Origin of the sequence: Elstera cyanobacteriorum, from assembly GCF_002251735.1 — a bacterium.
GTDB lineage: Bacteria > Pseudomonadota > Alphaproteobacteria > Elsterales > Elsteraceae > Elstera > Elstera cyanobacteriorum.
On record NZ_NOXS01000029.1, the window covers coordinates 112,156 to 135,183 of the forward strand.

Annotated in this window: 22 protein-coding genes; 9 read left to right on the forward strand and 13 right to left on the reverse strand. The window is 58.1% G+C overall.

Annotated features, from left to right (window positions below):
• Positions 1-21: 21 nt before the first annotated feature.
• The 3 genes from CHR90_RS05630 to CHR90_RS05640 form a co-directional block, all read right to left on the reverse strand.
• Positions 22-702, reverse strand: a complete 681-nt coding sequence (locus tag CHR90_RS05630) for an HD-GYP domain-containing protein (RefSeq protein ID WP_094408012.1) — start codon at positions 700-702, stop codon at positions 22-24.
• 108 nt (positions 703-810) lie between these two features.
• Positions 811-1,152: a hypothetical protein gene (locus tag CHR90_RS05635; protein WP_094408013.1), complete on the reverse strand. Its 342-nt coding sequence runs from the start codon at positions 1,150-1,152 to the stop codon at positions 811-813.
• A gap of 16 nt (positions 1,153-1,168) precedes the next feature.
• Complete coding sequence (locus CHR90_RS05640; RefSeq protein WP_094408014.1) at positions 1,169-1,891, reverse strand: GntR family transcriptional regulator; 723 nt, start codon at positions 1,889-1,891, stop codon at positions 1,169-1,171.
• A 131-nt stretch (positions 1,892-2,022) separates the two neighbouring features.
• On the opposite strand from CHR90_RS05640, the gene CHR90_RS05645 reads away from it, so the two are divergent.
• The 4 genes from CHR90_RS05645 to CHR90_RS05660 all read left to right on the forward strand — a co-directional run bounded on the left by CHR90_RS05645 (position 2,023) and on the right by CHR90_RS05660 (position 6,654).
• Positions 2,023-2,952 carry a dihydrodipicolinate synthase family protein gene (locus CHR90_RS05645; protein ID WP_094408015.1) on the forward strand — a complete coding sequence of 310 codons (930 nt, stop codon included), beginning with the start codon at positions 2,023-2,025 and terminating at the stop codon, positions 2,950-2,952.
• A gap of 109 nt (positions 2,953-3,061) precedes the next feature.
• A complete protein-coding gene (locus CHR90_RS05650; RefSeq protein WP_094408076.1) occupies positions 3,062-4,297 on the forward strand; it encodes an NAD(P)/FAD-dependent oxidoreductase in 1,236 nt (411 codons plus the stop codon).
• A gap of 4 nt (positions 4,298-4,301) precedes the next feature.
• Positions 4,302-5,312, forward strand: a complete 1,011-nt coding sequence (locus CHR90_RS05655; RefSeq protein ID WP_094408016.1) for a 4-hydroxyproline epimerase — start codon at positions 4,302-4,304, stop codon at positions 5,310-5,312.
• 124 nt (positions 5,313-5,436) lie between these two features.
• Complete coding sequence (locus CHR90_RS05660) at positions 5,437-6,654, forward strand: MFS transporter (RefSeq protein ID WP_094408017.1); 1,218 nt, start codon at positions 5,437-5,439, stop codon at positions 6,652-6,654.
• Here the strand turns inward: CHR90_RS05660 and CHR90_RS05665 are convergent.
• The 3 genes from CHR90_RS05665 to CHR90_RS05675 all read right to left on the reverse strand — a co-directional run bounded on the left by CHR90_RS05665 (position 6,636) and on the right by CHR90_RS05675 (position 10,219).
• On the reverse strand, positions 6,636-7,904 hold the full coding sequence (locus CHR90_RS05665) for an MgtC/SapB family protein (RefSeq protein WP_212668623.1): 1,269 nt from the start codon (positions 7,902-7,904) through the stop codon (positions 6,636-6,638). The two genes, CHR90_RS05660 and CHR90_RS05665, sit on opposite strands and share 19 nt — an antisense overlap.
• Before the next feature lie 67 nt (positions 7,905-7,971).
• Entirely contained in the window at positions 7,972-8,994 is a 1,023-nt protein-coding gene (rtcA, locus tag CHR90_RS05670; RefSeq protein ID WP_094408018.1) for an RNA 3'-terminal phosphate cyclase, read from the reverse strand.
• Between the two features lie 4 nt (positions 8,995-8,998).
• Entirely contained in the window at positions 8,999-10,219 is a 1,221-nt protein-coding gene (locus CHR90_RS05675) for an RtcB family protein (protein ID WP_094408019.1), read from the reverse strand.
• 265 nt (positions 10,220-10,484) lie between these two features.
• Here CHR90_RS05675 and rtcR point away from each other — a divergent pair, with 265 nt between their 5' ends.
• Together rtcR and CHR90_RS05685 are read left to right on the forward strand one after the other, a co-directional pair.
• Complete coding sequence (gene rtcR, locus CHR90_RS05680) at positions 10,485-12,071, forward strand: RNA repair transcriptional activator RtcR (RefSeq protein WP_170941301.1); 1,587 nt, start codon at positions 10,485-10,487, stop codon at positions 12,069-12,071.
• Between the two features lie 239 nt (positions 12,072-12,310).
• Positions 12,311-15,454 (forward strand): type ISP restriction/modification enzyme, encoded by a 3,144-nt coding sequence (locus CHR90_RS05685; protein WP_094408021.1) that lies wholly within the window; start codon positions 12,311-12,313, stop codon positions 15,452-15,454.
• Positions 15,455-15,570: 116 nt separating this feature from the next.
• Here CHR90_RS05685 and CHR90_RS19140 read toward each other — a convergent pair whose 3' ends face one another.
• The gene (locus tag CHR90_RS19140; RefSeq protein ID WP_141210878.1) at positions 15,571-15,795 is read right to left on the reverse strand and encodes a hypothetical protein; all 225 of its coding nucleotides are present in this window, start codon (positions 15,793-15,795) and stop codon (positions 15,571-15,573) included.
• An 80-nt stretch (positions 15,796-15,875) separates the two neighbouring features.
• A complete protein-coding gene (locus CHR90_RS19910; RefSeq protein ID WP_094408078.1) occupies positions 15,876-16,100 on the reverse strand; it encodes a GIY-YIG nuclease family protein in 225 nt (74 codons plus the stop codon).
• Between the two features lie 258 nt (positions 16,101-16,358).
• Between CHR90_RS19910 and CHR90_RS05695 the strand changes: the two genes are divergently transcribed.
• The 3 genes from CHR90_RS05695 to CHR90_RS19145 are packed head-to-tail and all read left to right on the forward strand — an operon-like array spanning position 16,359 to position 20,353.
• Positions 16,359-17,537 (forward strand): tyrosine-type recombinase/integrase, encoded by a 1,179-nt coding sequence (locus tag CHR90_RS05695; RefSeq protein WP_094408022.1) that lies wholly within the window; start codon positions 16,359-16,361, stop codon positions 17,535-17,537.
• Positions 17,512-19,257, forward strand: coding sequence for an AAA family ATPase (locus CHR90_RS05700; RefSeq protein ID WP_141210879.1), 1,746 nt, complete (start codon positions 17,512-17,514; stop codon positions 19,255-19,257). Before CHR90_RS05695 ends, CHR90_RS05700 begins: the two co-directional genes overlap by 26 nt.
• A 25-nt stretch (positions 19,258-19,282) precedes the next feature.
• Positions 19,283-20,353, forward strand: a complete 1,071-nt coding sequence (locus CHR90_RS19145; protein WP_141210880.1) for a hypothetical protein — start codon at positions 19,283-19,285, stop codon at positions 20,351-20,353.
• 12 nt (positions 20,354-20,365) lie between these two features.
• On the opposite strand, the gene CHR90_RS05705 is transcribed toward CHR90_RS19145, so the two are convergent.
• The 5 genes from CHR90_RS05705 to CHR90_RS05725 are packed head-to-tail and all read right to left on the reverse strand — an operon-like array spanning position 20,366 to position 23,024.
• The gene (locus CHR90_RS05705; RefSeq protein WP_094408024.1) at positions 20,366-20,554 is read right to left on the reverse strand and encodes a helix-turn-helix transcriptional regulator; all 189 of its coding nucleotides are present in this window, start codon (positions 20,552-20,554) and stop codon (positions 20,366-20,368) included.
• 12 nt (positions 20,555-20,566) lie between these two features.
• Positions 20,567-21,169 (reverse strand): hypothetical protein, encoded by a 603-nt coding sequence (locus tag CHR90_RS05710; RefSeq protein WP_094408025.1) that lies wholly within the window; start codon positions 21,167-21,169, stop codon positions 20,567-20,569.
• Positions 21,170-21,229: 60 nt separating this feature from the next.
• Positions 21,230-22,285, reverse strand: a complete 1,056-nt coding sequence (locus CHR90_RS05715; RefSeq protein ID WP_170941302.1) for a DUF2303 family protein — start codon at positions 22,283-22,285, stop codon at positions 21,230-21,232.
• 15 nt (positions 22,286-22,300) lie between these two features.
• The gene (locus tag CHR90_RS05720; protein WP_094408027.1) at positions 22,301-22,672 is read right to left on the reverse strand and encodes a hypothetical protein; all 372 of its coding nucleotides are present in this window, start codon (positions 22,670-22,672) and stop codon (positions 22,301-22,303) included.
• Positions 22,656-23,024: a hypothetical protein gene (locus tag CHR90_RS05725; protein ID WP_094408028.1), complete on the reverse strand. Its 369-nt coding sequence runs from the start codon at positions 23,022-23,024 to the stop codon at positions 22,656-22,658. The genes CHR90_RS05720 and CHR90_RS05725 overlap by 17 nt, the downstream gene beginning before the upstream one ends.
• Positions 23,025-23,028 lie beyond the last annotated feature (4 nt).

Below are 23,028 nucleotides of genomic sequence, written 5' to 3' on the forward strand. Positions count from 1 at the left end.
TGGGATGACAGTCAGGAAAGGCTAGGTGTGATCGTAGAGGCGCTGGATCTCGGGACCGTGGTGCTGAAACAGGGCCAATAGGGCGGGGTCGAACTGTTCCGGCTTTGTGCGGGCGTCGCCCTTCAGCAGGATCGTCATGGTTTCGGCGTGGCTGACCGGCGGCTTATAGGCGCGCGGCGAGCGGAGGGCATCATAGACATCGCAGAGGCCGACGATCCGCGCTTCGAGCGGAATGGCTTCGCCGCGCAACCCATCCGGGTATCCCGACCCATCGAATTTTTCATGGTGACTGCGGGCAACAAGGGCGGAGAGCGCATAGGCCTCGCCGCCGTCCTCCGTCAAAAGCGCGTGGCCGAGGGTGCTATGGCTGCGGATATGACCAACTTCGTCCGGCGTGAGCCGCCCCGGCTTCAGAACGATCTGCTGATCCAACCGTACCTTGCCGATATCATGCAGTACGGCGGCTTCCGCCAGCCGGTCCAGCCCGCCCGCATCATAGCGGTTGGTTTTCGAGCCGAGGAAATGCGTCAACAGGCCAAGCCGATGACTATGATCACGCAGATCGGCATCGGTATGAAACGCTGGCTGCACTTTGGTCAGAAGGCGCGGCGGCAAAGCCGATAAGACCCGGTCGCCGAAGCCGGAAAAATCCGGCCTGCCGCCCGCGTCTAAGCGATCCCGTGTATGATGATCCCGTGTCATGTGCCGCCCTGTATTCCCCCACAGAGCGTAAGACTATTCGTTAACAGCGCGCCTGCCTATGGAAAACCACGCGCTTTCTAAGAATTATTCGCAGGTGTCTTACGGGCGTTACCCCGCGACGGTTGCAGGCGTAAAGGCAATTCCCTGCGCCAGTCGCACCGAAACCCGCCCGGCTTTTACCGCAGGATCGGCGGCGAGCACGGCCTGAAGGTCTGCCTCTGTTTTTCCTGGGGCGGCCACTGCGACGCCCAGCACATCGCTATCACCGAAAATCGCACAGACGATGGCCAGCGACCCATCGCGCAGCCGGTCCACCATATGGCGGGCATGTTCCCACTGCTGGGGTTGGGTTTCGGGATCGTCGAACCGGGGGCCTTTGCCCAGGATGAACAGCGGGCGGGGCGGGGTGCTGCTGAGCAGGGCCTGAAGCGTCGCATCGTCGGTCGTCATGCGCGTCTCGCCAAGGTTAGGGGGAGGCGCGTAAGTCTAAAACAAGACCGGCGGATGGGACCAGCAGAGTCTGCAACTGAACGACGATTTGCATAGCGTGATCGCCGCCCAGGATTTCGGCAAGATCGGCGTTTTGCGCAGCAATCGCCTCGATCAGCCCCTCATGCTCGTCGGAATATTGCGCGGGTAGCCGGTCATCGAACCGTTTGTAGTAAAGCCGCAATAGGCGCATGCCCTCGTTCAGCAGCCGGGCAAAAAACTCGGCGTAATAGGGGTTCTGGCCCGCCGCAGCGATGGCGAGGTGAAAATCGCGGTTGGTGTGCAGCATAGCGAGCGCGTCTTGCCGGTCAACAGCGGCTAGGAACTTAGCCTGGGCCGCCATGATTGCATCCAGATCGGCCTCCGTCCGGCGCTGGGCGGCCAAGCGGCAGGACAGGCGATACATCAGCGTCAACGCATCAAGATAGGGCGGCAGGCTTGAGAAATCGAGCACCGAAACGATGGTGTTGCGGTTCGGCAGGGTCGAGGCCAGCCCTTCCGCGACGAGCCTTACCAAGGCTTCGCGAACCGGGGTGCGGGAGGTGCCGAAGCGGTCCGACAGGCCGGTTTCATCCAGCGGATCGCCGGGCGCCAGGGTGAGGTTCAGAATATCCTGCTTCAGCGCCTCATAGATCACCGGAGAGGCGGAGCCGCGCGGCGCGGGGCGGGGGGCTGGGCTCGCGTCGGGCGTCTCGGGCATGCGGGCGGGTCTCTCTCGTAAAAACTGGCCGGAGTTTACCGAAAGTCGATGCAGTTTGTCGACAGGTCTTGACGGGCGCTTTCTTTTGGATACAAGATGTCGACATAACCCCTTCAGCCTGGGAGGCCCGAATGTCCGATCCCCGCAAAACTTGGCGCGGCATGTTCCCCGCCGTCACGACGCAGTTTCATGCCGATTTCTCGCTGGACCTTCCGGCGACGGGGCGCGTGATCGAAGCCCTGATCCGCGACGGGGTCTCGGGCCTCGTCATGTGCGGTACGGTCGGTGAAAACTGCTCCCTAACCCGCGATGAGAAGGGGGAGTTGATCGCGCTCGCCGCTTCCGTCGCCAAGGGGCGCGTACCGGTCATCGTCGGCGTTGCGGAATATACGCCGGTGTTTGCGGCCGAAACGGCGAAGCTGGCCCAGGCGAAGGGCGCCGATGGGCTGATGGTCATGCCGCCGATGGTTTATCCGGCCAAACCGCGCGAGACGCTGGCGCATTTCCGCACCGTTGCGGCGGCCTCTGATCTGCCGATTATGATCTATAACAACCCGCCGTCGTACCGGACCGACGTTACCCCGGCGATGCTGGCGACCTTGGCGGATGTCGATACGATCGTCGCCTTCAAGGAATCGTCGGGCGATACCCGCCGCCTCGTCGATGTGCGCAATATGACCGGCGACCGGTTCATTCCCTTCTGCGGACTGGACGATGTGGTGCTGGAATGCGTTGCCCTCGGCGCAGTCGGCTGGGTTTCGGGCATGTCGAACGTCTTCCCGCGTGAAGGGGAAACCCTGTTCCGCCTGGTGCGCGACGGGCGTTTGGCCGAAGCCATGCCGATCTACGATTGGTTCATGCCGCTGTTGCATCTCGATGCCCGCCCCGACCTCGTGCAGTGCATTAAGCTTTGCGAGCATATCATGGGCCGGGGCACCGATTTGACCCGCCCGCCGCGCTTGGCGCTCGATGCGTCGGAACGGGCCGAGGTCGAGGCAATGATGAAAACGGCGCTCGCCAACCGGCCGTCCCTGCCGGACGTTGGCTTGCCGCCCGCGTAAACACAGGAAATCGGTGGCCTAGGCCACCGTGGGAAGGGGCTTTCCGCCGGGCCGATCCCTGGGGTTCGGTCGGAAAGCCCCCTCAACCCGAATGGGGGCGGGGGACGAGATGCGGATTATGATCATCGGCGCGGGCATTATCGGCGTGACGGCGGCCCATGCGCTGCTCGATGCTGGGTGCGAGGTGACGCTGGTTGATCCCGGCGGCATTGCCGCCGGGGCCTCGCAGGGGAATGCCGGGTGGATCGCCCATGTTGATATTCTGCCGCTCGCCTCACCGAAAGCTTGGCGCAATCTGCCGCGTTGGCTGATGGACCCGCTGGGGCCGCTCGCCATTCGTCCGGCCTATCTGCCGACATTGGCGCCCTGGCTGCTGCGTTTTCTGGCCGCGAGTCGCCCACATCGGGTGGAAGCCAGCACCCGCGCGCTGGCCGATCTCAACGGTCAGGCCCTGCGCGCTTGGGAGGACCGGCTGGCGGGGCTCGGTCTCGGTCACCATTTGCGCCCGCGCGGCTTTCTGACCGTCTGGGATAATCCCGCTCTAACCCCGACGATGGCCGCCCTGGCCAAAACCCAGGGCGGTTACGGTATTCCCTCCCAAGTGCTCGACCGTTCAGGGGTGACGGCGCTGGAACCCGTGCTGGAGGATGGGGCCTCGGCGGGCGGCATTTGGTACCCGACCGGGTGCCATGTGTCCGACCCGGCCGTGCTAACCCGGGCGCTTGGCACGGCGGCGTTGGAACGGGGCGCACGCTTGGTGCAGGCGGAGGTGCGGGGCCTATCGGACGATGGGTCGCGCGCCTCCGTCGTGCTTGCGAGTGGCGAAATCCTGGTGGCGGACGCGGCCATCCTCGCCGCCGGGGCCTGGGCCAAGCCGCTGGCGGCGCAGGTGGGCGATGCCGTGCCGCTGGATACGGAGCGCGGCTATAATGTGACCCTCCCATCGGGCAGCCTGGGGCTAACCCGCCCCGTGATCTTTGAAGGCCACGGGTTTGTCATCTCGCCCTTGGATAGCGGCGACCGGCTGGGCGGCGCAGTGGAGTTCGCGGGCCTCAAGGCCGAACCGAACTATGCCCGCGTCGATGCGCTGATTGCCCGCGCCCGCCGCTTTGTTCCGAACGGGAGGTTTGATGGCGGCACGCGCTGGATGGGCTTCCGGCCCTCGATCCCCGACTCGTTGCCGGTCATTGGCCCATCACGCACTGCCCGCCGGGTCTTTCATGCCTTCGGTCACGGTCACTATGGCTTGACCCAAGCCGCGATCACCGCCGAAATCCTTGCGGCGCAGGTTTTGGGGCGACCCACGCCGCTCAACGCCGCGCCGTTCTCCGCCCAGAGGTTCTAAGATCATGGCGCGCCACACGTTTTTCTGTATTGACGGCCACACTTGCGGCAATCCCGTCCGCGTCGTTACCGGCGGGTCGATCCCGGTGTTGAAGGGCGACACGATGTTCGAGCGTCGCCAGCATTTTCTGGCAGAATTCGATTGGATTCGCCTGAGCTTGATGTTCGAGCCGCGCGGGCACGACATGATGTCGGGCAGCATCCTGTATCCGCCGACCCGGCCCGACTGCGATGTCGCCATTCTGTTCATCGAAACCTCCGGCTGCCTGCCGATGTGTGGCCACGGCACCATTGGCACGGTGACGACGATGATCGAACACGGGCTGGTAACCCCGCGCGAACCCGGCCTGCTGAAGCTCGATACTCCCGCCGGACTGGTGGAAGCGCGCTATACGATGGACGGGCCGTTCGTTACCAGCGTGACGCTGACCAATGTGCCGTCCTTCCTGCTGGGCCGCGATTATAAGGTCGATCTGCCGGGTTTCGGGCCGATCAGCGTCGATGTCGCCTTTGGTGGCAATTTCTACGCCATCGTCGAACCGCAGCCGGGGTATGCCGATCTGACCGATTTGCAGCCGTCGGAAATCCTGGCGCTTAGCCCCAAGCTGCGCACAGCTTTCAACGCAACACATAGCATCGTTCACCCGACCAATCCGGCGCTGAATAAGCTGACCCATGTGCTATGGACCGGCAAACCGCAAACGCCGGGTGGCACGGCGCGCAATGCGGTCTTCTATGGCGATAAGGCGATTGACCGGTCGCCCTGCGGGACGGGCACGTCCGCCCGTATGGCACAATTGCACGCCACCGGGCGACTGAAGGTCGGCGAGGATTTCGTTCACGAAAGCATCATCGGCTCCACCTTCACCGGGCGGGTTGCGGCGGAAACCGAGGTAGCAGGCCGCCCGGCGATCATTCCGTCGATCCAAGGCTGGGCGCGGGTGACCGGGCTCAACACGATCTACGTGGATGACCGCGACCCGTTCTGGAAAGGGTTCCAGGTCGCCGACCAATAGCCCCGTCCGGGCGTTTTTGCAGCGCACCATTGCGTTTATGACCGAGGTTGAGCGATTTTCTTTATCGCTCATTCCTCTTATCGTTCGATCATAGCTTTGATCATACGATTAAGAGGATCAGCCGATGCGCGCTGACGCCCCCGCACTGCCCGGCGATGCCCTTACCCTTTCTGGGATGAAGCTGTTTCTGATCATCCTAGCCCTGGCCTGTGGCGGGCTGGGGATCGGCACCGGCGAGTTTGCGATTATGGGGCTGCTGCCGAATGTGGCGGCTAGTTTCGGCGTCAGCATCCCGCACGCGGGCTGGGTGATCACGGCCTATGCGGCGGGTGTGGTGATCGGTGCGCCCTTGATCGCCGTTGCCGGGGCGAAGCTATCGCGGCGGCGCTTGCTGCTGCTGTTGATGATCGCTTTTACGCTTGGCAATTTCGCCAGTGCCGCCGTTCGCAACATCGACCAATTGTTGATCATCCGCTTTCTGACCGGTCTGCCGCATGGCGCCTATTTTGGTGTTGCCGCCCTGGTCGCCGCGTCCCTGGTGCCGCTCGAAAAACGCACCCAGGCGGTGGGCTACGTCATGCTCGGGCTAACGGTCGCGACGCTGCTGGGCACGCCGATTATGGCGATTCTGGGCGAAGCGCTGAACTGGCGCGTGATGTTCTTTGCCGTCGGCCTGATCGGCGCGCTGACGCTGACTTTGCTGTGGCTGCATCTGCCGCAGGATAAACCGACCGTCAAAGCCAGCGTTATGTTGGAACTCAGCGCCTTTATGCGCCCGCAGGTGCTGCTAACGCTGCTGCTGGCGGCAACCGGTTTCGGCGGCATGTTCTCCATCTTCAGCTATATCGCCGCGACCGCGACCGATTATGCCGGGCTGTCCGTGGCGATGGTGCCGGTGATCATGGTGCTCTTTGGTCTTGGGATGAATGCCGGGAACCTGATCGGGTCGCGCCTTGCCGATAAATCGCTGATGGGCACCATTGGCGGCATGCTGGTATTCAATATTCTGGTGATGACCGGTTTCGGGCTGACCGCGCATCTGCCCTGGGCGCTATGCCTGACCATCTTCCTGCTCGGCTGCACCTTTGCGGCAGGACCGGCGGTTCAGACCCGGCTGATGGATGTGGCGCGCGATGGGCAGACGCTGGCGGCCGCGTCGATGCATTCCGCCTTCAATATCGCCAACGGCCTCGGTGCCTGGCTGGGCGGTTGGGTGATCGCCGCCGGGTTCGGCTATCCGGCGACGGGTTATGTGGGGGCAGCGATGTCGGTCTTCGGGCTGGGGGTTTTTGGCGTGTCGCTGTGGCTGGAGCGGCGGGCCGCTCACGCTGCCAGCCAATAGGCCCCGGCCCCCACGGCAATCGCGGTTAGGCTGCTGACCGCGATATACAGCCCCAGCCGGGGCGCGCCGAGGGCAATCGCCATTCCCGCCTTCGACAACGTATTGGTCGTGACCGCAATCGCGATGCCGATGGCGGCAGTCGGCACCGCGAGGCTTTCTTGGCTGAGCCGCGCCAGCGAGAGGGTGAGCGCATCGACATCGGCGAGGCCGGAGGTTGCCGCGAGCATATAGAGACCCGTATCGCCGAAATGCGCCGCGATCAGCTTGGCGGCCAGCATAGTAACCGCAATGAACCCGGCGAGCTTCAGCGCCACGCCGAGTTCAAGCGGGTTTTGCAGGGTCAGCGCCGTGCCGTCCTGGGTTGCCTGCCCCCGCAGCATCAAGAGTGCCGCCGCCCCGAGAAACACGAGGCCCGCTGCCCCCAGCGGCACCGCCAGCGGCAGAATGATCGCGCGGTTTAGGGAGGCGGCGACGATGAAGACGCGCAAGATCATCACCGCGCCCGCCAGCAATATTCCCCCGGCCAGCACCGCCGTGCCCTGGGGTTCGGTTTTGGAGACGCGGGAGAGGGTGACGGTCACCGCCGTCGAGGACGAAAGCCCGCCCGCCAGTGCCACCAGCGCAATCCCCGCCCGCGCGCCGATAATCCGCACGGCGCCATAGCCGACGAAGGATAGGGCGGCGATGATAATCGCCAGCACCCAAATTTCCGCCGGGTTGATCGCCTGCCACGGGTCAATCGGCGCGTTCGGCAGGATCGGCAGCAGCAGGAAGCTCATCGCCAGCAGCACCAGACCCGCCCGCACCTCCGGCCACGTCAGGTTGCGCACCCAGGCGTGCAGCGGTTGCTTGAGCGCGAGCAGAATGGTCAGCGCGACGGCGGCGGCGATGGCGATATGGGCGGTACCGAGCGCGGCATAGGCCCCCAGCGCAAAGGTGGCCAGCCCAGCAATCGCCCCGGTCACGCTATAGTTTTTCTCCCCGACCGCCGCGCGCCAGTGAAACGCGCCAAAGACCCCGGCGAACCCCACGAAGGCCAGCCCCAGCACCAGCGGCCCGGTGAGTGGCACCAGCAACCCGCAGACGCCGCCGAGCAGCCCGGTAATCGCATAGGTCCGCACCCCTGCCACCCGCGCGCCATCCTCCCCCTCGCGCGCCTGCCAGCCGCGCTCCAGCCCGACGAGCAGTCCGATGGCAAGGGCGATGGCGAGGCGGGTGAGAAGGGGGTCGAGGGTCGGCATAATCACCATTCGGTTAGCGTAGCGGGCTTGAGTGTATCTCCTCTCCACGTCCTTGTCATAGGCGGGACCGGGGCTATCAGGACGTTGAGGCGACGGTCATCAAATGCCTGCCATCCGACTGGGGCACAAAACGGCAATCCCGACCCAAGAATTGCCGGATGATCACAGCAGCGCTAAGACTATGGGCGCTCGGTTTAACAGTGGTAAAACTGCCACCATTGGCCAGGGCAAACGGCAAGAGTAGTTGATCGGCCAGATAGGGGCCTACGACGGCGTTTGAGGTGAGGTACCCCTGCATCCGGGCGACGGCTGTCTTGGCGATCTGCTCTGCTGGAACCCCCAACTGCCCGAAGCCCGCGACGATTTCCGTTACCTGGTCGAACCGGGCTTCCAGCAGAAGGGCATTTCCCGGCCCCTGGTCGGGGGGGAGTTCTTCAATCTGCACCTGCTGTTCATCAAGCCCCATTTGACTGCGGACGCATCTAATTTCCCGCACGGCAATATCGGCGGGAATCCCAGCATAGAGGGCCTTGGCGGAAAGCGCCTGTAAGGCCCCCCGCTCGCAGTGCGACACGGGGCGCAGGGGGGCAGGGGTGACCGACACCTCGATCTGCCCGCCGCCACGGGGATAAAACCCCGGGCGCACTAGGCGCGCGTCGATCTGGGGTCCCATGCGATTGAGAATAGGGATCAACGTGCGTGCGGTAAAATCGAAGGGCGGCGCCGCCAGGGCATGGGTGCCGCCCTCCAGCACAAGGCGGGACGGTTTATCGGCCAGAAGTAAGGGCATCAGCAGGGTTTGCAGCACAAGGCCCGTCGATCCGGCGGTCCCGACGGCGAAATGATACTCCCCTGGAACGATTTTTCCCGGATGGAAAATGATCTCCGTCGAGCCGACCGCCAACCCCTCGCACGTCGCCGTGCCGATGGTGCAGGCGGCCTCCAGACTGGTCAGATGCTGGCGCATCAGTCCTGGCTTGGGTCGCCCACCGCGAATTCCGGTCACCCGCATCGGCTGCCCGGTGATCAGGGACAGGGCGCAGGCATAGCGCAAAATCTGGCCGCCGCCTTCCCCCGCCGATCCATCAATCGTGATCATGCTTCTAGCCCTTAACGCAAACGACCTGTTTTAACGTGTGAATAACCTCCACCAAATCGGTCTGGGCAGCCATCACGGCATCGATGGGCTTATAGGCTTTCGGCGTTTCATCGATCACCCCGTCATCTTTGCGGCACTCGACGCCGGCGGTATCGTGAATATGCTCCGCCAACGAGACGCGCTTCTTCGCTTCGGTGCGTGACATGATGCGACCGGCCCCGTGAGAGCAGCTATGGAACGACTGGGGATTCCCAAGCCCGCGAACGATGAAGGATTTCGCCCCCATCGACCCCGGAATGATCCCGAGAACCCCCTTGCCCGCATGAACAGCGCCTTTCCGCGTGATCAATAGGTCATCGCCGAAATGCCGCTCGCGCGTCACATAATTATGGTGACAGTTAACCGCTTCCAATTCGGCGTCGAAGGGTTTGGGGATCACCCGGCGCAGCGCGGCGATCACGTTCAGCATCATCACCTTGCGGTTTAAGGCCGCGAAATCCTGCGCCCAGCCAACCGCCTCGACATAATCATCGAAATGCGCGGTGCCTTCCTGGAAATACGCAAGATCGGCGTCGGGCAGATTGATCTGCCAGGTGCGCATATCTTCCTTCGCAAGCTCGATAAAGAAGGTGCCAATCGCGTTACCGACCCCGCGGGAGCCGGAATGGAGCATCACCCAAACGCAGGCGGCCTCATCAAGACAGAGTTCGATGAAATGGTTGCCCGTGCCAAGGGTGCCGAGATGGGTCAGGCTATTGGCTTTCGCGAGATGCGGGTATTTATCCGTCAAGCGCTTAAACCGGTCGGCGAGGGTAGCCCAAGCGGCGATGATGGCGGGCGGCGGATCGCCCCAAGCGCCAGGATCGCGCTTGCCCCGTCGCACGTCGCGGCCATGGGGCACCGCCCGCTCGATAGCGGTGCGGATCGCTTCCAGACTGTCGGGTAAATCCTGGGCCATGAGCGAGGTGCGGGCCGCCATCATGCCGCAGCCAATATCCACCCCAACGGCCGCCGGGATTACGGCGCCCTTTGTTGGAACGACCGATCCCACGGTTGCGCCGATGCCAACGTGAACATCAGGCATCGCTGCCACATGGTGGCAAACGAAGGGCATCTGCGCCACCCGCGCCAACTGCTCGCGCGCCTTGTCTTCCACCGGTACGCCGCGCGTCCACATTTTCAACGGCACGCCGCCTGGGATCGGCTCTAAATCATACTGCATCATTTTTGTTCCTATTTTTATCTCCAAGGGGGGCGACGGGCCTGATCCAGCCGCCCCCCAACCTGCCGCTGCCGGATTATGCGATCCAACCCGACGCCGTTATGATTGCGAGGCGCATGCCAAACCGGTCGGTCCACAGAAATAATTTTCTAATCGATTGATATGTTTTGATCATTTCTAAAGCGCAGTCGCAGTCTTACCCGGTTACCCATTCCCTGGATTGGGAAAATTTATCGACATCGATAAAAATTTATCCTAGAAGATAAGGATGAAACCGCTCGTCGTCATTGGCTTTCTCGGCTCCACGCTGGACGGCAGCAAATTTGCGCCGTCGCGCTGGATGAAGTGGCGTCCAACGGTGGGCCTGACGATGCACCCCGATTTGCGGGTGGATCGGCTGGTGCTGCTGCACCGTTCGGTCCATAGCCCATTGGCGGCCTATGTGGCGGGGGATATTGCGGCGGTTTCCCCTGAAACCCGGGTGGAGCCGCATGTGCTCGATTTTTCCGACCCGTGGGATTTTGAAGAAGTTTATGGAAGGCTTCTCGATTTCGCCCGAGCCTATCCGTTTGATCCCGAGACGGAAGACTATCTGATTCATATCACCACCGGCACGCACGTTGGCCAGATCTGCCTGTTTTTGCTGACGGAGGCGCGCTATCTGCCCGGGCGGCTGCTGCAAACCCAGCCCAAAAGCGGCAGTGCCGAGGCGGCGGGCCTCTATTCGATCATCGATCTCGATCTTTCGCGGTATGACAGCATCGCCAGCCGCTTTGCCGTGCAGGCGGCGGAGGGCAGTTCGTTCCTGAAATCGGGCATCGAGACCCGCAACCCGGCCTTTAACCGGATGATCGATGAAATCGAGCGGGTGGCGACGCGCAGCCGGGCGCCGATGCTGCTGATGGGGCCGACCGGCGCCGGGAAAAGCCAACTCGCCCGCCGCATCTACGACCTGAAGCGCCTGAAGCATCAGGTGAAAGGCCCGTTCGTCGAGGTGAACTGCGCGACCTTAAAGGGCGATGGCGCGATGAGTGCGCTGTTTGGGCACCGTAAGGGGGCCTTTACCGGCGCGGTCGCGGATCGCCCCGGGTTGCTGCGCAGTGCCGACGGCGGCATGCTGTTTCTCGATGAGATCGGCGAGCTTGGGCTCGACGAGCAGGCGATGATCCTGCGGGCGATTGAGGACAAGCGCTTTCTGCCCGTTGGCGCGGACCGGGAGGTGACGAGCGATTTTCTGGTGATCGCCGGAACCAACCGCGACCTTGCGGCAGCGGTGACGGCGGGGCAGTTCCGCGACGATCTTTTGGCCCGCCTTAACCTTTGGACCTTTACCCTGCCCGGCCTTGCCACGCGGCGGGAGGATATAGCCCCCAATCTTGACTATGAACTCGACCGGTTCGCGGCGCGGGAGGGCACGCGCGTGACCTTCAATAAAGAAGCGCGCCTGCGCTTTCTGGCCTTCGCTACCGGGGCAGACGCGGCTTGGCCCGGCAATTTCCGCGATCTCGCCGCCAGCGTTACCCGCATGGCGACCCTTTGTCCGGCGGGCCGCATCGACCTTGCCACCGTAACCGCCGAAATCGACCGCCTGACCCGCCTGTGGCACCGGGGGCCTGCCGACGATGGTTTAGCCGCTCTCCTGCCCCCGGAAACCCTGGCGGCGCTCGATCCGTTCGACCGGGTGCAACTGGCCCATGTGATCGCTACCTGCCGCACCAGCCGCTCGCTCTCCGACGCGGGCCGCACCCTCTTCGCCGCCTCCTTAGCCCATAGAACCTCCAGCAACGACGCCGACCGGCTTAGCAAATACCTGACCCGGTTCGGACTGAGTTGGAAGAAGGTGCGGGGGGAATAGGCGGTCTGGTATTCGCCCCGTTCGCTGGGCGACTTTAAGTCAAACAGACAAATTTTTTTACGCTCTATCATCCTTGGACCGAGCGCACACCCCGGCTATGGTGCAACGCTAAGGCGAGATTGGATCAGAGTGTGATGGGATGATCGAAGCGTTTATCACGCGATGGCAGGGGAACGAGGGCGGGCAGGAGCGGGCGAACTACTGATAATCTTGTTGATGCAGAATTCTAGGGGGCTACCATGACGCTTATTTCTGATTTCATTGCCAAAGTTCAGTCCATCCACAAAACCGGTGCAGCCACCGAACATACCTACCGTCCCGCGCTGGAAACGCTACTAAGCGGGTTAGAAAAGGGTACCACCGCCCTCAACGAACCCAAGCGGGTGAAGTGTGGTGCGCCGGACTTTATTGTGCAGCGAGGCGAGATCGTTGTTGGCCATGTCGAGGCTAAAGACATCGGCCTTGACCTGCGTGCCATGCGGGATGCGAACAAGGATCAGCAGCAGCGTTATCTTAAGGCTCTACCGAACTTAGTCTATACTAACTGCCTAGATTGGGATTTCTACCGAAACGGTGAACGCTTCGCTTCCGTGACTATCGCCGACTATTTGATGGGCATTCAACCGAGGCCGGAGGAATATGTTCGTCTCGAAAATTTGCTGCGCGAGTTCATTGCTCAGAAGCCGCAATCTATCACTTCGTCACGTACACTGGCCGAGATGATGGCCGGCAAAGCGGGTCTCATCAAGGACGTACTGTTCAAGGTGCTGCGGGACGACAAAGAATTGCAGACCGATTTGGGCGGGCAATATAAGGCGTTCCGCGAACACCTGATCCACGACATCAAAATCGAGGACTTTGCCGACATCTACGCCGAAACCATCGCTTATGGTATGTTCGCTGCTCGCTTACATGATACAAATTTGGATACGTTTACCCGGCAAGAGGCGCTGGAATTACTGCCCAAATCTAATCCGTTTCTACGTAACCTGTTCAGCTTTGTGGCCGGGCCAAACCTTGATGACAGTATCCGTTGGATCATTGATGATTTGGCGAACGTCTTCCAGGCCGCAAATGTTGCCGAGTTGATGCAAGATTTCGGGAAGTTGACCGGGCAAAACGACCCCTTCTTGCACTTTTATGAAACCTTTCTTGCCGCGTATAACCCGGCAAAGCGCAAGGCGCGGGGCGTCTGGTACACCCCGGAACCCGTGGTCAATTTCATCGTTCGCGCGGTGGACGAGGTTTTACTCACCGAGTTCGGTCTGGCAGATGGGCTGGCGGATACATCTAAAATAACAATCAACATCGACACCAAGTTCAATGATGCCAAAGGAAAGGCAATCAGCGAGAAACGGGAGATCCACAGGGTTCAAATTCTCGATCCTGCTACTGGAACCGGAACCTTTCTGGCAGAAGTTATCAAGCAGATTGCCCCCAAGGTCAAAGGCGTGGCCGAAGGTATGTGGTCGGGGTACATAGAGCGTGATTTGATCCCACGCCTGCACGGTTTCGAGTTGCTGATGGCTTCTTATGCCATGTGCCACATGAAGCTGGACATGATCCTGGGCGAGTTAGGCTATCGCCCCAGCAAAGCGCCACCCAGGCTGTCCGTCTATCTAACCAACAGCCTCGAAGAGGGCGAACGCGAGGTTCGTGATCTGTTTATGGCGCAATGGCTGACCCGCGAGGCGCAAGAGGCAAACATCATCAAGCGCGACATGCCGATCATGTGCGTCCTTGGGAACCCGCCCTATTCCGGTGTGAGTTCCAACACGGGTGAATGGGCCACCAATCTGATAGACCCCTACAAGAAAGAACCCGGCGGTAAGGTAAAGCTCAAAGAGCGGAACCCTAAGTGGGTCAATGACGATTACGTGAAGTTCATTCGTTTTGCCGAACATATGATTTCCAAGACGGGCGAGGGCGTTCTAGGGTTCATCACCAACCACGGTTACATCGATAGCCCAACCTTCCGGGGGATGCGCTGGCATCTGATGCAGAGCTTCGACAAGCTCTATGTCCTCGACCTGCACGGCAACTCGAAGAAGAAAGAAGTCGCACCCGATGGATCAAATGATGTCAACGTTTTCGATATTATGCAGGGCGTGGCCGTCCTGATCGGCGTGAAACATCGCAAGAAGAGCGAGGCCGCAAAGAAGCTACCCGGTCCAGCTGAGGTATTCCATGCTGAATTCTGGGGGGCACGGCGGCAAAAGTATAGCCGCTTGCAACAGTCCAGTTTGGATAGTCTATCCTGGACCAAGCTGGACCCTGACCCAAAATATCTGATGTTCTATCCGATCAACCGGAAGCTCTTGGAAGCCTATGACGCAGGCTTTGAGCTTTCGCAGTTCATGCCTATGAACCAGATCGGATTCCAGTCGCACCGGGACGGCTTTGCCGTCGCCTTCGACAAGAATGTGATGAAAAAGCGCTTCGCTGACATGCTCGATGAACGGCTGTCGGATGATGATCTGAGACGGCGCTATAAACTGACCGACAATCGGGATTGGCAAGTTCAAACAGCAAGGAGTCGTGCAAAAGCGGATGCAGGCCTAGAGGATCGTATTGTGCCTTGTGACTATCGGCCTTTTGATCGGCGATTCTGTATGCTGGATGAAACGGCGATGGACTATCCTCGTTGGACCCTTCTCAAGAATGCCCTATTTGCCGACAACTTCGGACTGAATTTCGTGCGTCAGACCAAATCCCCAGCGTGGCAACACGGGGTGGTATCGAAATTTCCGACCCCCGCCGTCTATGTTGAGATCAAAGATGGATCAAGCTTCGCGCCGCTTTATGTGCGGGAGGACATTGACCAGACTCGCCGCGTGAACTTTGACGCCAAGCTCTGGAAAAAGCTCCGCAAGCTGGCGACTCATCCCTCCCATGGCGAACCCGACGAACTGGCAACCTTCGATTACATTTACGGCGTGTTGCACTGCCCCGATTACCGCAAGACCTTTGCAGAGTTTTTGAAGATCGACTTTCCCCGCATCCCCTGGCCAGCATCCCCCACCGAGTTCTGGGACGTGGCCGAAAAGGGCAGGCAGCTTCGCCGCCTGCACCTGATGGAACCCGTGGCCATCGGAGAGACACCTTACCCATTCCAGGGCGAAGGGGATGGAATAATAACCGAACCAGCTTTCAAGGACAGCAAGGTCTGGATTAACGAAACTCAGCATTTCGCCGATGTGCCGAAGATTGCGTGGGATGCCGTGATCGGTGGCTATCAGCCCGCTCAAAAATGGCTGAAGGACCGGAGGGGCCGCGCCTTGAGCTTCGATGACGTTAAGCACTATCGACAGATCATCAAAATCCTGCTGGAAACCGATCGTATCATGCAGACAATTACGCTGACACTGGATGTTCCAGCATAACCTTTCCGGGTAATTCCGCGACATTATAATGGTTGTAAAACAGTTCCAGCGCCTCGGCGTTATCGTCCAAGACCCGCACGAGCGCTATTCCCTCTACCGGGCTTAGCCTCGGGCGTTCACCAATAGTAATGGTGTGGCTTGCGGTTGCCCAAATCCCAGGTGAGGGCATCGGCATCGGCTCCGCGCAACAGCATCTCAATCGTTTTCCGGGTGCGACGGCGGCGCGGGCGGTGCGCGAAGAGGATATTCCAGCGTGAGGGCGCTTCCCCGTGGCGACTGCCGGGAGTCATCTGGCCGTCACTGTCGCTTCGAGTGCGCGGGCGTTTACGCTTGTGGTGCATCGGGTTTCTCCCTTGCAGCTTTTAATCGTACAGCGACTTATATACCATTGCGACGCAGAATTAAAAGCGGCTTTTTTGCCTTACCAGAACCGCTTGGCCGCAAAAGCATGCCCAGAACCCGATTTGAGATAGCGCTCGAAGGCTTCAGCTTTTACCTGATCGGCGAAAGCGATATAGGTGACAAGCTGCCACGGCAGGTATTTAGACGTATGACTGGATTTTCCTGCATTACGCTTGTGCAGGCGCCGCCTCAGATCAGCCGTCAGACCAACATAGCGTTGGCCAGAACTGGACAGGCTTTCAATAAGCTAGACATAGAACAGACGTCGGCCCTCCTTCGCTAAAGCTTCGGAGGGCATCCTGCTTCGTATTTGGGGGCGTTACAATCCGGCGAAGCTCGAAGAGCGAAGCAGAATGGCGGAGGGGATGTCCGTAACAATGGGACAATCGGGGACGTTCTGGCACAACCTTAAGTGATTAATGCCCTTGATATAATTGGATTTTTCGTCGCATACTGTCCCCCGAGATGCGCGGGCGTCGCGCTAAAAATGTGGGGCTGAATTGTGGGGCTGCATGTTCTTAATAAGCTGAAGGATGCGGCGCTTCGCTCAGCAGCCGTTGGTACCTACTATGACGGCGGCGGGCTGATGATCAAGGTCAACCGGCGCGAGGCGGGAAGGGCCTATGGCAAATGGTTGATCCGCATCTCCATCCAAGGGCGTCGGCATGATTTGGGCTTGGGGAGCTATCCTGAAGTTTCCCTTGCCGCCGCGCGGATTGCCGCCCAAAGTCTTCGCGATCAGGTGGCTGCCGGGCAAAACCCGCTAACCGAACGGATTGCGATTCGGTCGATGCCCTGTTTTGAGGAAGCGGCGCGCGCGCTTTTTGCGGAACGGCGCCCCTCGTGGAAAAGCGGCAAGCATGCCGATCAATGGCTCGGCACGCTGGAGCATCACGCCTTTCCCAAGATAGGCCGTGCCAAAGTTGCCGAGATTGGGCCGGGGCATTTGCGGGATGTTCTGCTGCCCATTTGGACCACAACCCCCGAAACCGCGCGGCGCTTAAAGCAACGGTTGGGGATGGTTCTTGATTTCAGCATTTCGAAAGGCTGGCGAACAGAGCCAAGCCCGATTGAGGTTGTTGTAAAGGGGCTGCCGCCGCAGCGGGGGGAGCGGGGGCATTTTGCCGCGCTGCCGCACGCGGAGATGCCTGCGCTGCTAAAGGCCATTCGGCACGCGCCCGCTGCCGAAGTTACCCGCTTGGCACTGGAGTTCTTAATCTTAACCGCTGCCCGGTCGGGCGAAGTACGCGGCGCCCGCTGGGATGAAATTGTGGAGATCGAGGGAATTGGCCCGGTGTGGGTTATCCCGCCCGAGCGCATGAAGGCCGGGCGGCAGCACCGCGTTCCGCTGGCCCCACAAGCGCAGCAAGTGTTGACGCAGGCCAAAGCCTTCAAGACCGGCGATTTGATTTTCCCATCGCCCAAGACCGGGCAAGCCCTGGCCGATATGGCGTTTACCCAGTTGTTGCGGCGGCTGGAGTGGCCGCGCCCTGTTACGGCGCATGGGTGCCGGTCGAGCTTTCGCGATTGGGCGGCCGAGACGACCGATACGCCTCACGATGTTGTGGAGGCGGCACTCGCGCACACCCTAAAGGATAAGACGGTTGCAGCGTATCTGCGAACGGATCACCTGGAGCGGCGGGGCTTCTTAATGGTTGAATGGGCTAACCGTTTTAGCTAATTATAATACCGTAGAAGCCACGATTTCGAATGTAATCGGCTTTCAATTAAGTTTTGGCTGGAGTGAATTAGTAATGACATTAAAATTCGGATATAGTGTAAATAATTTAAGATCCATTAAGGATATGGATCTAGTTGACTTTAAAAAAATTACTATTCTTGTGGGAAAAAATAGTGCTGGCAAGAGTAGCTTTTTACGGTCTTTATGGTTGATCAAGCGCTCTCTTTCGAACCGATCTGGTGCTCCCGTGATGTGGTACGGTGGGCGTGACGATGATGTGGATTTTGGCGATTTTAACTCGTCTAAAAATAGGCATACAAGCGAGGATGTTATCAAGTTTAATTTTCGAATTGGGGAAATAAAGGCGAACCCCAAAAGAGGAGCCTTCTTTCCTAATAAATACATTGAGGATACTTTCATAAAGTGGTTGTGGTCGATTGATGTTTCTATGAAGGCTCATATCGGCGAGAGTGATGGGAAGACGGTCAAAAGAAAAATAGTTTTTTCCTTCAATTATATTGATGGTCGGAAAAAGGATTTGACTCTGCAATATCGAAAAAGTGCGCATACTGAGGAAAATAATGCGATTGCGGCGTTGGAGAATTTGCAGCTTAAGGATGTTGTTACAGGAAAATCTATGGAGTTTCGTGACGACAATGCAAATTTTATAGATATATCAGATACTCTGTTACCTAAATTACTCCCCGTTTATATAAGGAATAACCAACCTGGTATTACAAGTAGCTTTTATGCACGAGCAGAAGAGCAAGTTAAGGATTTTGTGAGATTGAATGCTCACGGTAACGTCAACGATGTTTCCGAAGTCGTATCTTCTCTGCTTCCACTGTTGGTCAATCCTGACCTCAATGTTAATCATATTAATTCATTATTAGAAAATTCTAAACAAAAAGAATGGGTGCGTAATTGCTATCTGAAAATAATAAAAAAGGGAGATGTCTCAATTGAAAGGTTTAAGAAAATAGGGGCAGAACTTTTGTCGTGCCTATTGATCGAGAAATATTCTGATAACTTGTTTAATATAATTAATCATACCGTGATGATCGGCCCACTTCGTGCTAATCCTGTAAGATTTTATCGAGTTTATGATCTCCAGACATCTTCAATAGAGTCGGATGGTAGCAATCTAGCTATGTGGCTAAATTCCTTAAGTAAACGAGAATTAGAAAAATTCTCTGATTTCATTAAGAGTATATTTGGATTCGGTGTTGATCTACAAAGGAAAGAATCTAATGTTAGTATTGTTGTGATTAAGAATGATGTGAAAGTTAATATTGTCGATACAGGTTTTGGCATATCTCAAATTCTGCCGATATTATCTTTGATCTGGCTGAGCCGTTATCCGAAAGTTGATCCCCGTGGTCTTGGTATACGGGGATTGATAACTCCTGTTCTTGTTGAGCAGCCTGAATTGCATCTTCACCCAGGATATCAGGCTAAACTAGCAGATGCATTCGTTGAAGCATCTAAAAGTGAAGCAAATGATGTGCGATTTCTGATTGAGACTCATAGTGAGGCCTTAATTAATCGATTCGGGGATTTAGTTGTCGACGGAAGAATAGATCCCGATGACATACAAATTATTATCTTTGATGATAGTGATGAAGATGGGGAGAAATCGAGTGGCGTGAACATAACCACAGCGAAGTTTGATCGTAAAGGCCGACTATTAGATTGGCCATTCGGTTTTTTTAATCGCTAAACCCTGATTTTATTTGAGAAGTGCCATGATAATTTATATCAACTGGAATCATCTCGCTATTGTGAACCAGAACAAAAAATTTATTCATGATGTAATAAATCGCGTATTGATTGCCTACGTAGACGGTACGCATTATGTCGTAATTGAACCTGAGTCCACCAAGATCCTAATCGATTCGGGCCTGTTTAGTGGCGAATCTAATGCTCGTCTGCAGAGCATTGGCTCGAAATATGGTACCCGAGGTGGGGTACTAGAAAATAAACATGCGTCGATTCTTGAAGTGATGCCGGATCTTGAAGCCCCCTTAGAATGTGATGAAAAAAATAAATATAGAATTGGACTGCGCGCATTGTTATCGTCTAAATATCTAGACCAACCTATATTGCTTGTTGAGGGTAAGGAGGGTCGCATTTATGAGTTAATGATGGAGGAAGTAAGGAAAAAAAATAACATTGGAAAGCTAGTTTATGAAATTGATATTGGCGGTGGTGACACAACTGCCGCAAATTTTACTTCTCGGGTTGACCGTAGACGGGTTGTTGTCTGCCTTGGCGATACCGATAAATTAACACCGACTGGAAGGTTTGGTCAAACATTGTTGGCTATTCTGGATGAGGCAAAAAAAATAGAAAAATTTATTGGCCGAGTATGTGAAACACCCGGTCGAGAAGTTGAGAATTTCATTCCATATGAAATATTAAAAAGAATTCCTCTCGCTAAAGGGGGAGCAGATAGATTAAAAATAATAGACAGGTTATTTGAGAGGCAAGGAGGAGGCATTGTTGATGATTGCATATGGTTGTACTACGATCTGAAGACAAAAATAGAACACGCGAGAATTCTGGATTATGCTAACGATTCAAGATCAATTGAGTGGGTATTGAGAAAATACCACTTATCTGATGTTCGGGAGATTAATGAATTCAATTGGCCGGTCTGGGGTGGCGGTATAGTGGAGAATTTAATGAAAAACAACTCGTTGGTCAAAGAGTTTTGTCAATTTGTGAGAAATGATAAGTATTTTGAATATCACTTTTATCATTGGTTTTGCGGATTTATTTTTTATTTTGCAGGTGAGCCTTCAAATCGTACTTAGCAATTAGCCGGATTAACTTTTGTCGATGTATCGACTTACAGCCCGTTCAAGCTCACTCGCCACCCACCGGGCGCTTCGCTTGCCGATATGGATCGGCGGCGGCAGCACCTTTTGCTGGATCAGGCGATACACTTGGCTGCGCCCGATGGCGAGGCGGGCGCAGACGTCGGTGATCTTTAGAAGCTGAATCGGTTCGTTCATCGTCCTTACTCCTTAATCCATCCGGGGCAGCAGAATGCGGGCGCGCTCAAGCCAGGTATCGGCGGCGTTCGCCCAGCGCTGGGGTTTTAGTTTGCGTGGCAGCGGGTGGTTGGCGCCGGGCAGGCCCTGGGGGGCGCCGGGGTGCAGGTCGCGCGCTTCGGTCGCCAGCAGCACGCCATCGGCGTATTTCACTTCCGCCGCAATGCCCGGCGGCGGTGGAAACTCCAGCCCCGCCGCCCGGTGGATCGCCAGGGCCGAAACATCTTCGAGGTGCCGTAGCGCCGGGCGCTTGCCATAGGCGGCAAGGGCCTGTTTCAGCGGCGTCGGCCAATCGCCTAAATAGGCCTCGTGCGCATCGTGCAGCAGGGCATAGGGCGCGGCATCGGGGCTAACCAAGTCGGCAACCTCAACGCAATGCTGCGCCACGGAATAGGGGGCCGATAGATGCCCGGCAAACCGCACCACCTGCCCCAGCGCTTGCGCAATGTCCCGCCACACCACGTCCGAAGGGCGTGGGTCGAGATAATACCAGCGCCCGCCGGAATGGGTTTGCAGCCAAGGGCCGCGCCCCTCGGCAGGGGCATCGGGCAGGGGGATCAGCGTTAGGGCAGTCATGCGGGCGGGCCTCATCGGCTGCGGGGAAAGCCCCGGCGGTTGCCCGCCGGGGGTGCGCGGTTACAGGGTGCCGAAAAACAGCGGCAGCGCGGTCTCTTCCGCCGCTTGGCGGGCAGCGGCTTCGACGGCAATGCGGATCATCCGTTCGGGTTCGATCAACTGCAGCGCCCATTTCACCGACCCACCGAGGAGGCGGTAATAGAGGCGCACCGGCAGCAGGTGCCGCTTGCCATTTTCGAAAACCGGGATGTTGATCAAGAATAGCTCGGGCACTTTCACGTCCCGGCCTTCGCTGTCTTGATGCTGGTCTTTATAGTTCAGCGTCTTTTGTCCAGTCTTCGGGTCGAAACTTTGCGCCACTTTGGAATTGTTGGTGATTTCAATTCCCGCCGCGAATTTTTCCATATGCAGTTCGGTCGCAAACCGCTTGCGGCGCAGTTTGTAGATCGCCTTGCGGGGGATGTAGCGGTCATCGGTCGGCTCTGGCCCGTCGCTATCGATCAGCTTGCCTTCCTGGTCGATATACCGGCCTGCGGCATCGGTCAGGCTGATATCGTCGCGCAGGTTCAGCAGGTCCAGCATCAACTGCAACTGGCTGGCTTCCAGCATCTGCCAGTCGTGGGGCGGATTGTGGATATCGACCGCCCGGCTTTCCAAGAAGAAAGCGAAATCTTCCTGCGTCATCAAATCGCCGTTTGCCGCCTTCATCCAAGCCTTCATGGGTTCGGACAGCGGAAATGCGTAATCGGCGCGGTGCGTGTTAAAGCTGGGTGCGGCGTCCGCCCCCTGACCGTGATAATCGATCTTCACGGTCAGCTTATAGGGTTCGAACAGCGTGGCGTGCAGCGCCGACTCCGGGCGCTTAAAGCGGTTGGCGTAGTCGATCAGGCTCTGCAGCGTTTCGATCTTCGCCGTCGCGGTCAACCGTTCGGGCTGGGTACGATATTCGTCGATCAGCTTCTTGGTGCTGACCAGCGTGCGCCCAGTCGAGATTTCAGCGACTTGGACGGTTTCGTCTGGCTTTTCAGGGTGCGGAAAGGTCCAGCCGCTGCCATCGGTCAGCCCAGCGGCTTTATCAAACAGGGTCGAAAGGTCAAGCGGGGTTTGGGTGTTCATCATCGCCTCGGTGGGTTAGCTGTGGTTGTGGCGGGGCGCGCGCCCGAGGTCGTGACCCTCGAACATCGTGCCCTTGTTGGGGTTGCGCAGGGTGATCCAGTTGGTGTCGGTGACAAAGAAACGATCTTTCGTCACCGGGCGATTGGGCGTTTTGACCTTGGAGTTGATCACCACGTCCAAGCCTTTGCGGTCGGCTGTAAACTCGATGGTGATGGTCAGGCTGCCCTTGGCTGTATCGACGTGATGGTCGCAAATCTGCGTTTGCAGGCTTTCGACGATTTTGTTCATGTCCTTATTCAGGCCATCAAAATCATCACCGCCGTTGGTGCGCTCGATCAGTTGCGTAACCGTGCGCAACTGAAATGCCCTTTCATCGATTTCCGACATTCTCTGCTCCTGCGGATTGCGCCGCGCCGGGTAAAATTGGCTGGCGCGGGGGTGGGAAGGTGTAGATCAGTGCCGAAGGGCGCGGTGGTCCTGGGGCAAACCGCCGCTGGTAGTGCAGCCAATCGGCCATCGCGGCGGCGGCAAGCGGCTGCAGGCTGCCGATATCCACCGTCATCGGTTTGCCGCCGTCGCGGCGCACATCGGCGGTAAAATCGAACAGCGCCAGCACCGTCACCGTGCCTAGGCCGGGCAGATGCGCCGGGGCATCCACGGCCAAAAACGCGGGCCGGGGCGGCGGGGTCATAAGCTGCTGCCACCAGCGCAGCAGCCCCAAGGCGGGCCAAATCAGCATCGCG

Excerpts from the sequence above, each read along its gene's own strand:
- CHR90_RS05660 (WP_094408017.1), top strand. The coding sequence starts at position 5,437 with ATGCGCGCTGACGCCCCCGCACTGCCCGGCGATGCCCTTACCCTTTCT.
- CHR90_RS05715 (WP_170941302.1), bottom strand. The coding sequence starts at position 22,285 with ATGAACACCCAAACCCCGCTTGACCTTTCGACCCTGTTTGATAAAGCC.
- CHR90_RS05665 (WP_212668623.1), bottom strand. The coding sequence starts at position 7,904 with ATGGTGATTATGCCGACCCTCGACCCCCTTCTCACCCGCCTCGCCATC.
- CHR90_RS05635 (WP_094408013.1), bottom strand. The coding sequence starts at position 1,152 with ATGACGACCGACGATGCGACGCTTCAGGCCCTGCTCAGCAGCACCCCG.
- CHR90_RS05720 (WP_094408027.1), bottom strand. The coding sequence starts at position 22,672 with ATGTCGGAAATCGATGAAAGGGCATTTCAGTTGCGCACGGTTACGCAA.
- rtcR (WP_170941301.1), top strand. The coding sequence starts at position 10,485 with ATGAAACCGCTCGTCGTCATTGGCTTTCTCGGCTCCACGCTGGACGGC.
- CHR90_RS05630 (WP_094408012.1), bottom strand. The coding sequence starts at position 702 with ATGACACGGGATCATCATACACGGGATCGCTTAGACGCGGGCGGCAGG.
- CHR90_RS19140 (WP_141210878.1), bottom strand. The coding sequence starts at position 15,795 with ATGCACCACAAGCGTAAACGCCCGCGCACTCGAAGCGACAGTGACGGC.
- CHR90_RS05710 (WP_094408025.1), bottom strand. The coding sequence starts at position 21,169 with ATGACTGCCCTAACGCTGATCCCCCTGCCCGATGCCCCTGCCGAGGGG.
- CHR90_RS05675 (WP_094408019.1), bottom strand. The coding sequence starts at position 10,219 with ATGATGCAGTATGATTTAGAGCCGATCCCAGGCGGCGTGCCGTTGAAA.
- CHR90_RS19145 (WP_141210880.1), top strand. The coding sequence starts at position 19,283 with ATGATAATTTATATCAACTGGAATCATCTCGCTATTGTGAACCAGAAC.
- CHR90_RS05705 (WP_094408024.1), bottom strand. The coding sequence starts at position 20,554 with ATGAACGAACCGATTCAGCTTCTAAAGATCACCGACGTCTGCGCCCGC.
- CHR90_RS05650 (WP_094408076.1), top strand. The coding sequence starts at position 3,062 with ATGCGGATTATGATCATCGGCGCGGGCATTATCGGCGTGACGGCGGCC.
- CHR90_RS05645 (WP_094408015.1), top strand. The coding sequence starts at position 2,023 with ATGTCCGATCCCCGCAAAACTTGGCGCGGCATGTTCCCCGCCGTCACG.
- CHR90_RS05725 (WP_094408028.1), bottom strand. The coding sequence starts at position 23,024 with ATGCTGATTTGGCCCGCCTTGGGGCTGCTGCGCTGGTGGCAGCAGCTT.
- rtcA (WP_094408018.1), bottom strand. The coding sequence starts at position 8,994 with ATGATCACGATTGATGGATCGGCGGGGGAAGGCGGCGGCCAGATTTTG.
- CHR90_RS05685 (WP_094408021.1), top strand. The coding sequence starts at position 12,311 with ATGACGCTTATTTCTGATTTCATTGCCAAAGTTCAGTCCATCCACAAA.
- CHR90_RS05640 (WP_094408014.1), bottom strand. The coding sequence starts at position 1,891 with ATGCCCGAGACGCCCGACGCGAGCCCAGCCCCCCGCCCCGCGCCGCGC.
- CHR90_RS05655 (WP_094408016.1), top strand. The coding sequence starts at position 4,302 with ATGGCGCGCCACACGTTTTTCTGTATTGACGGCCACACTTGCGGCAAT.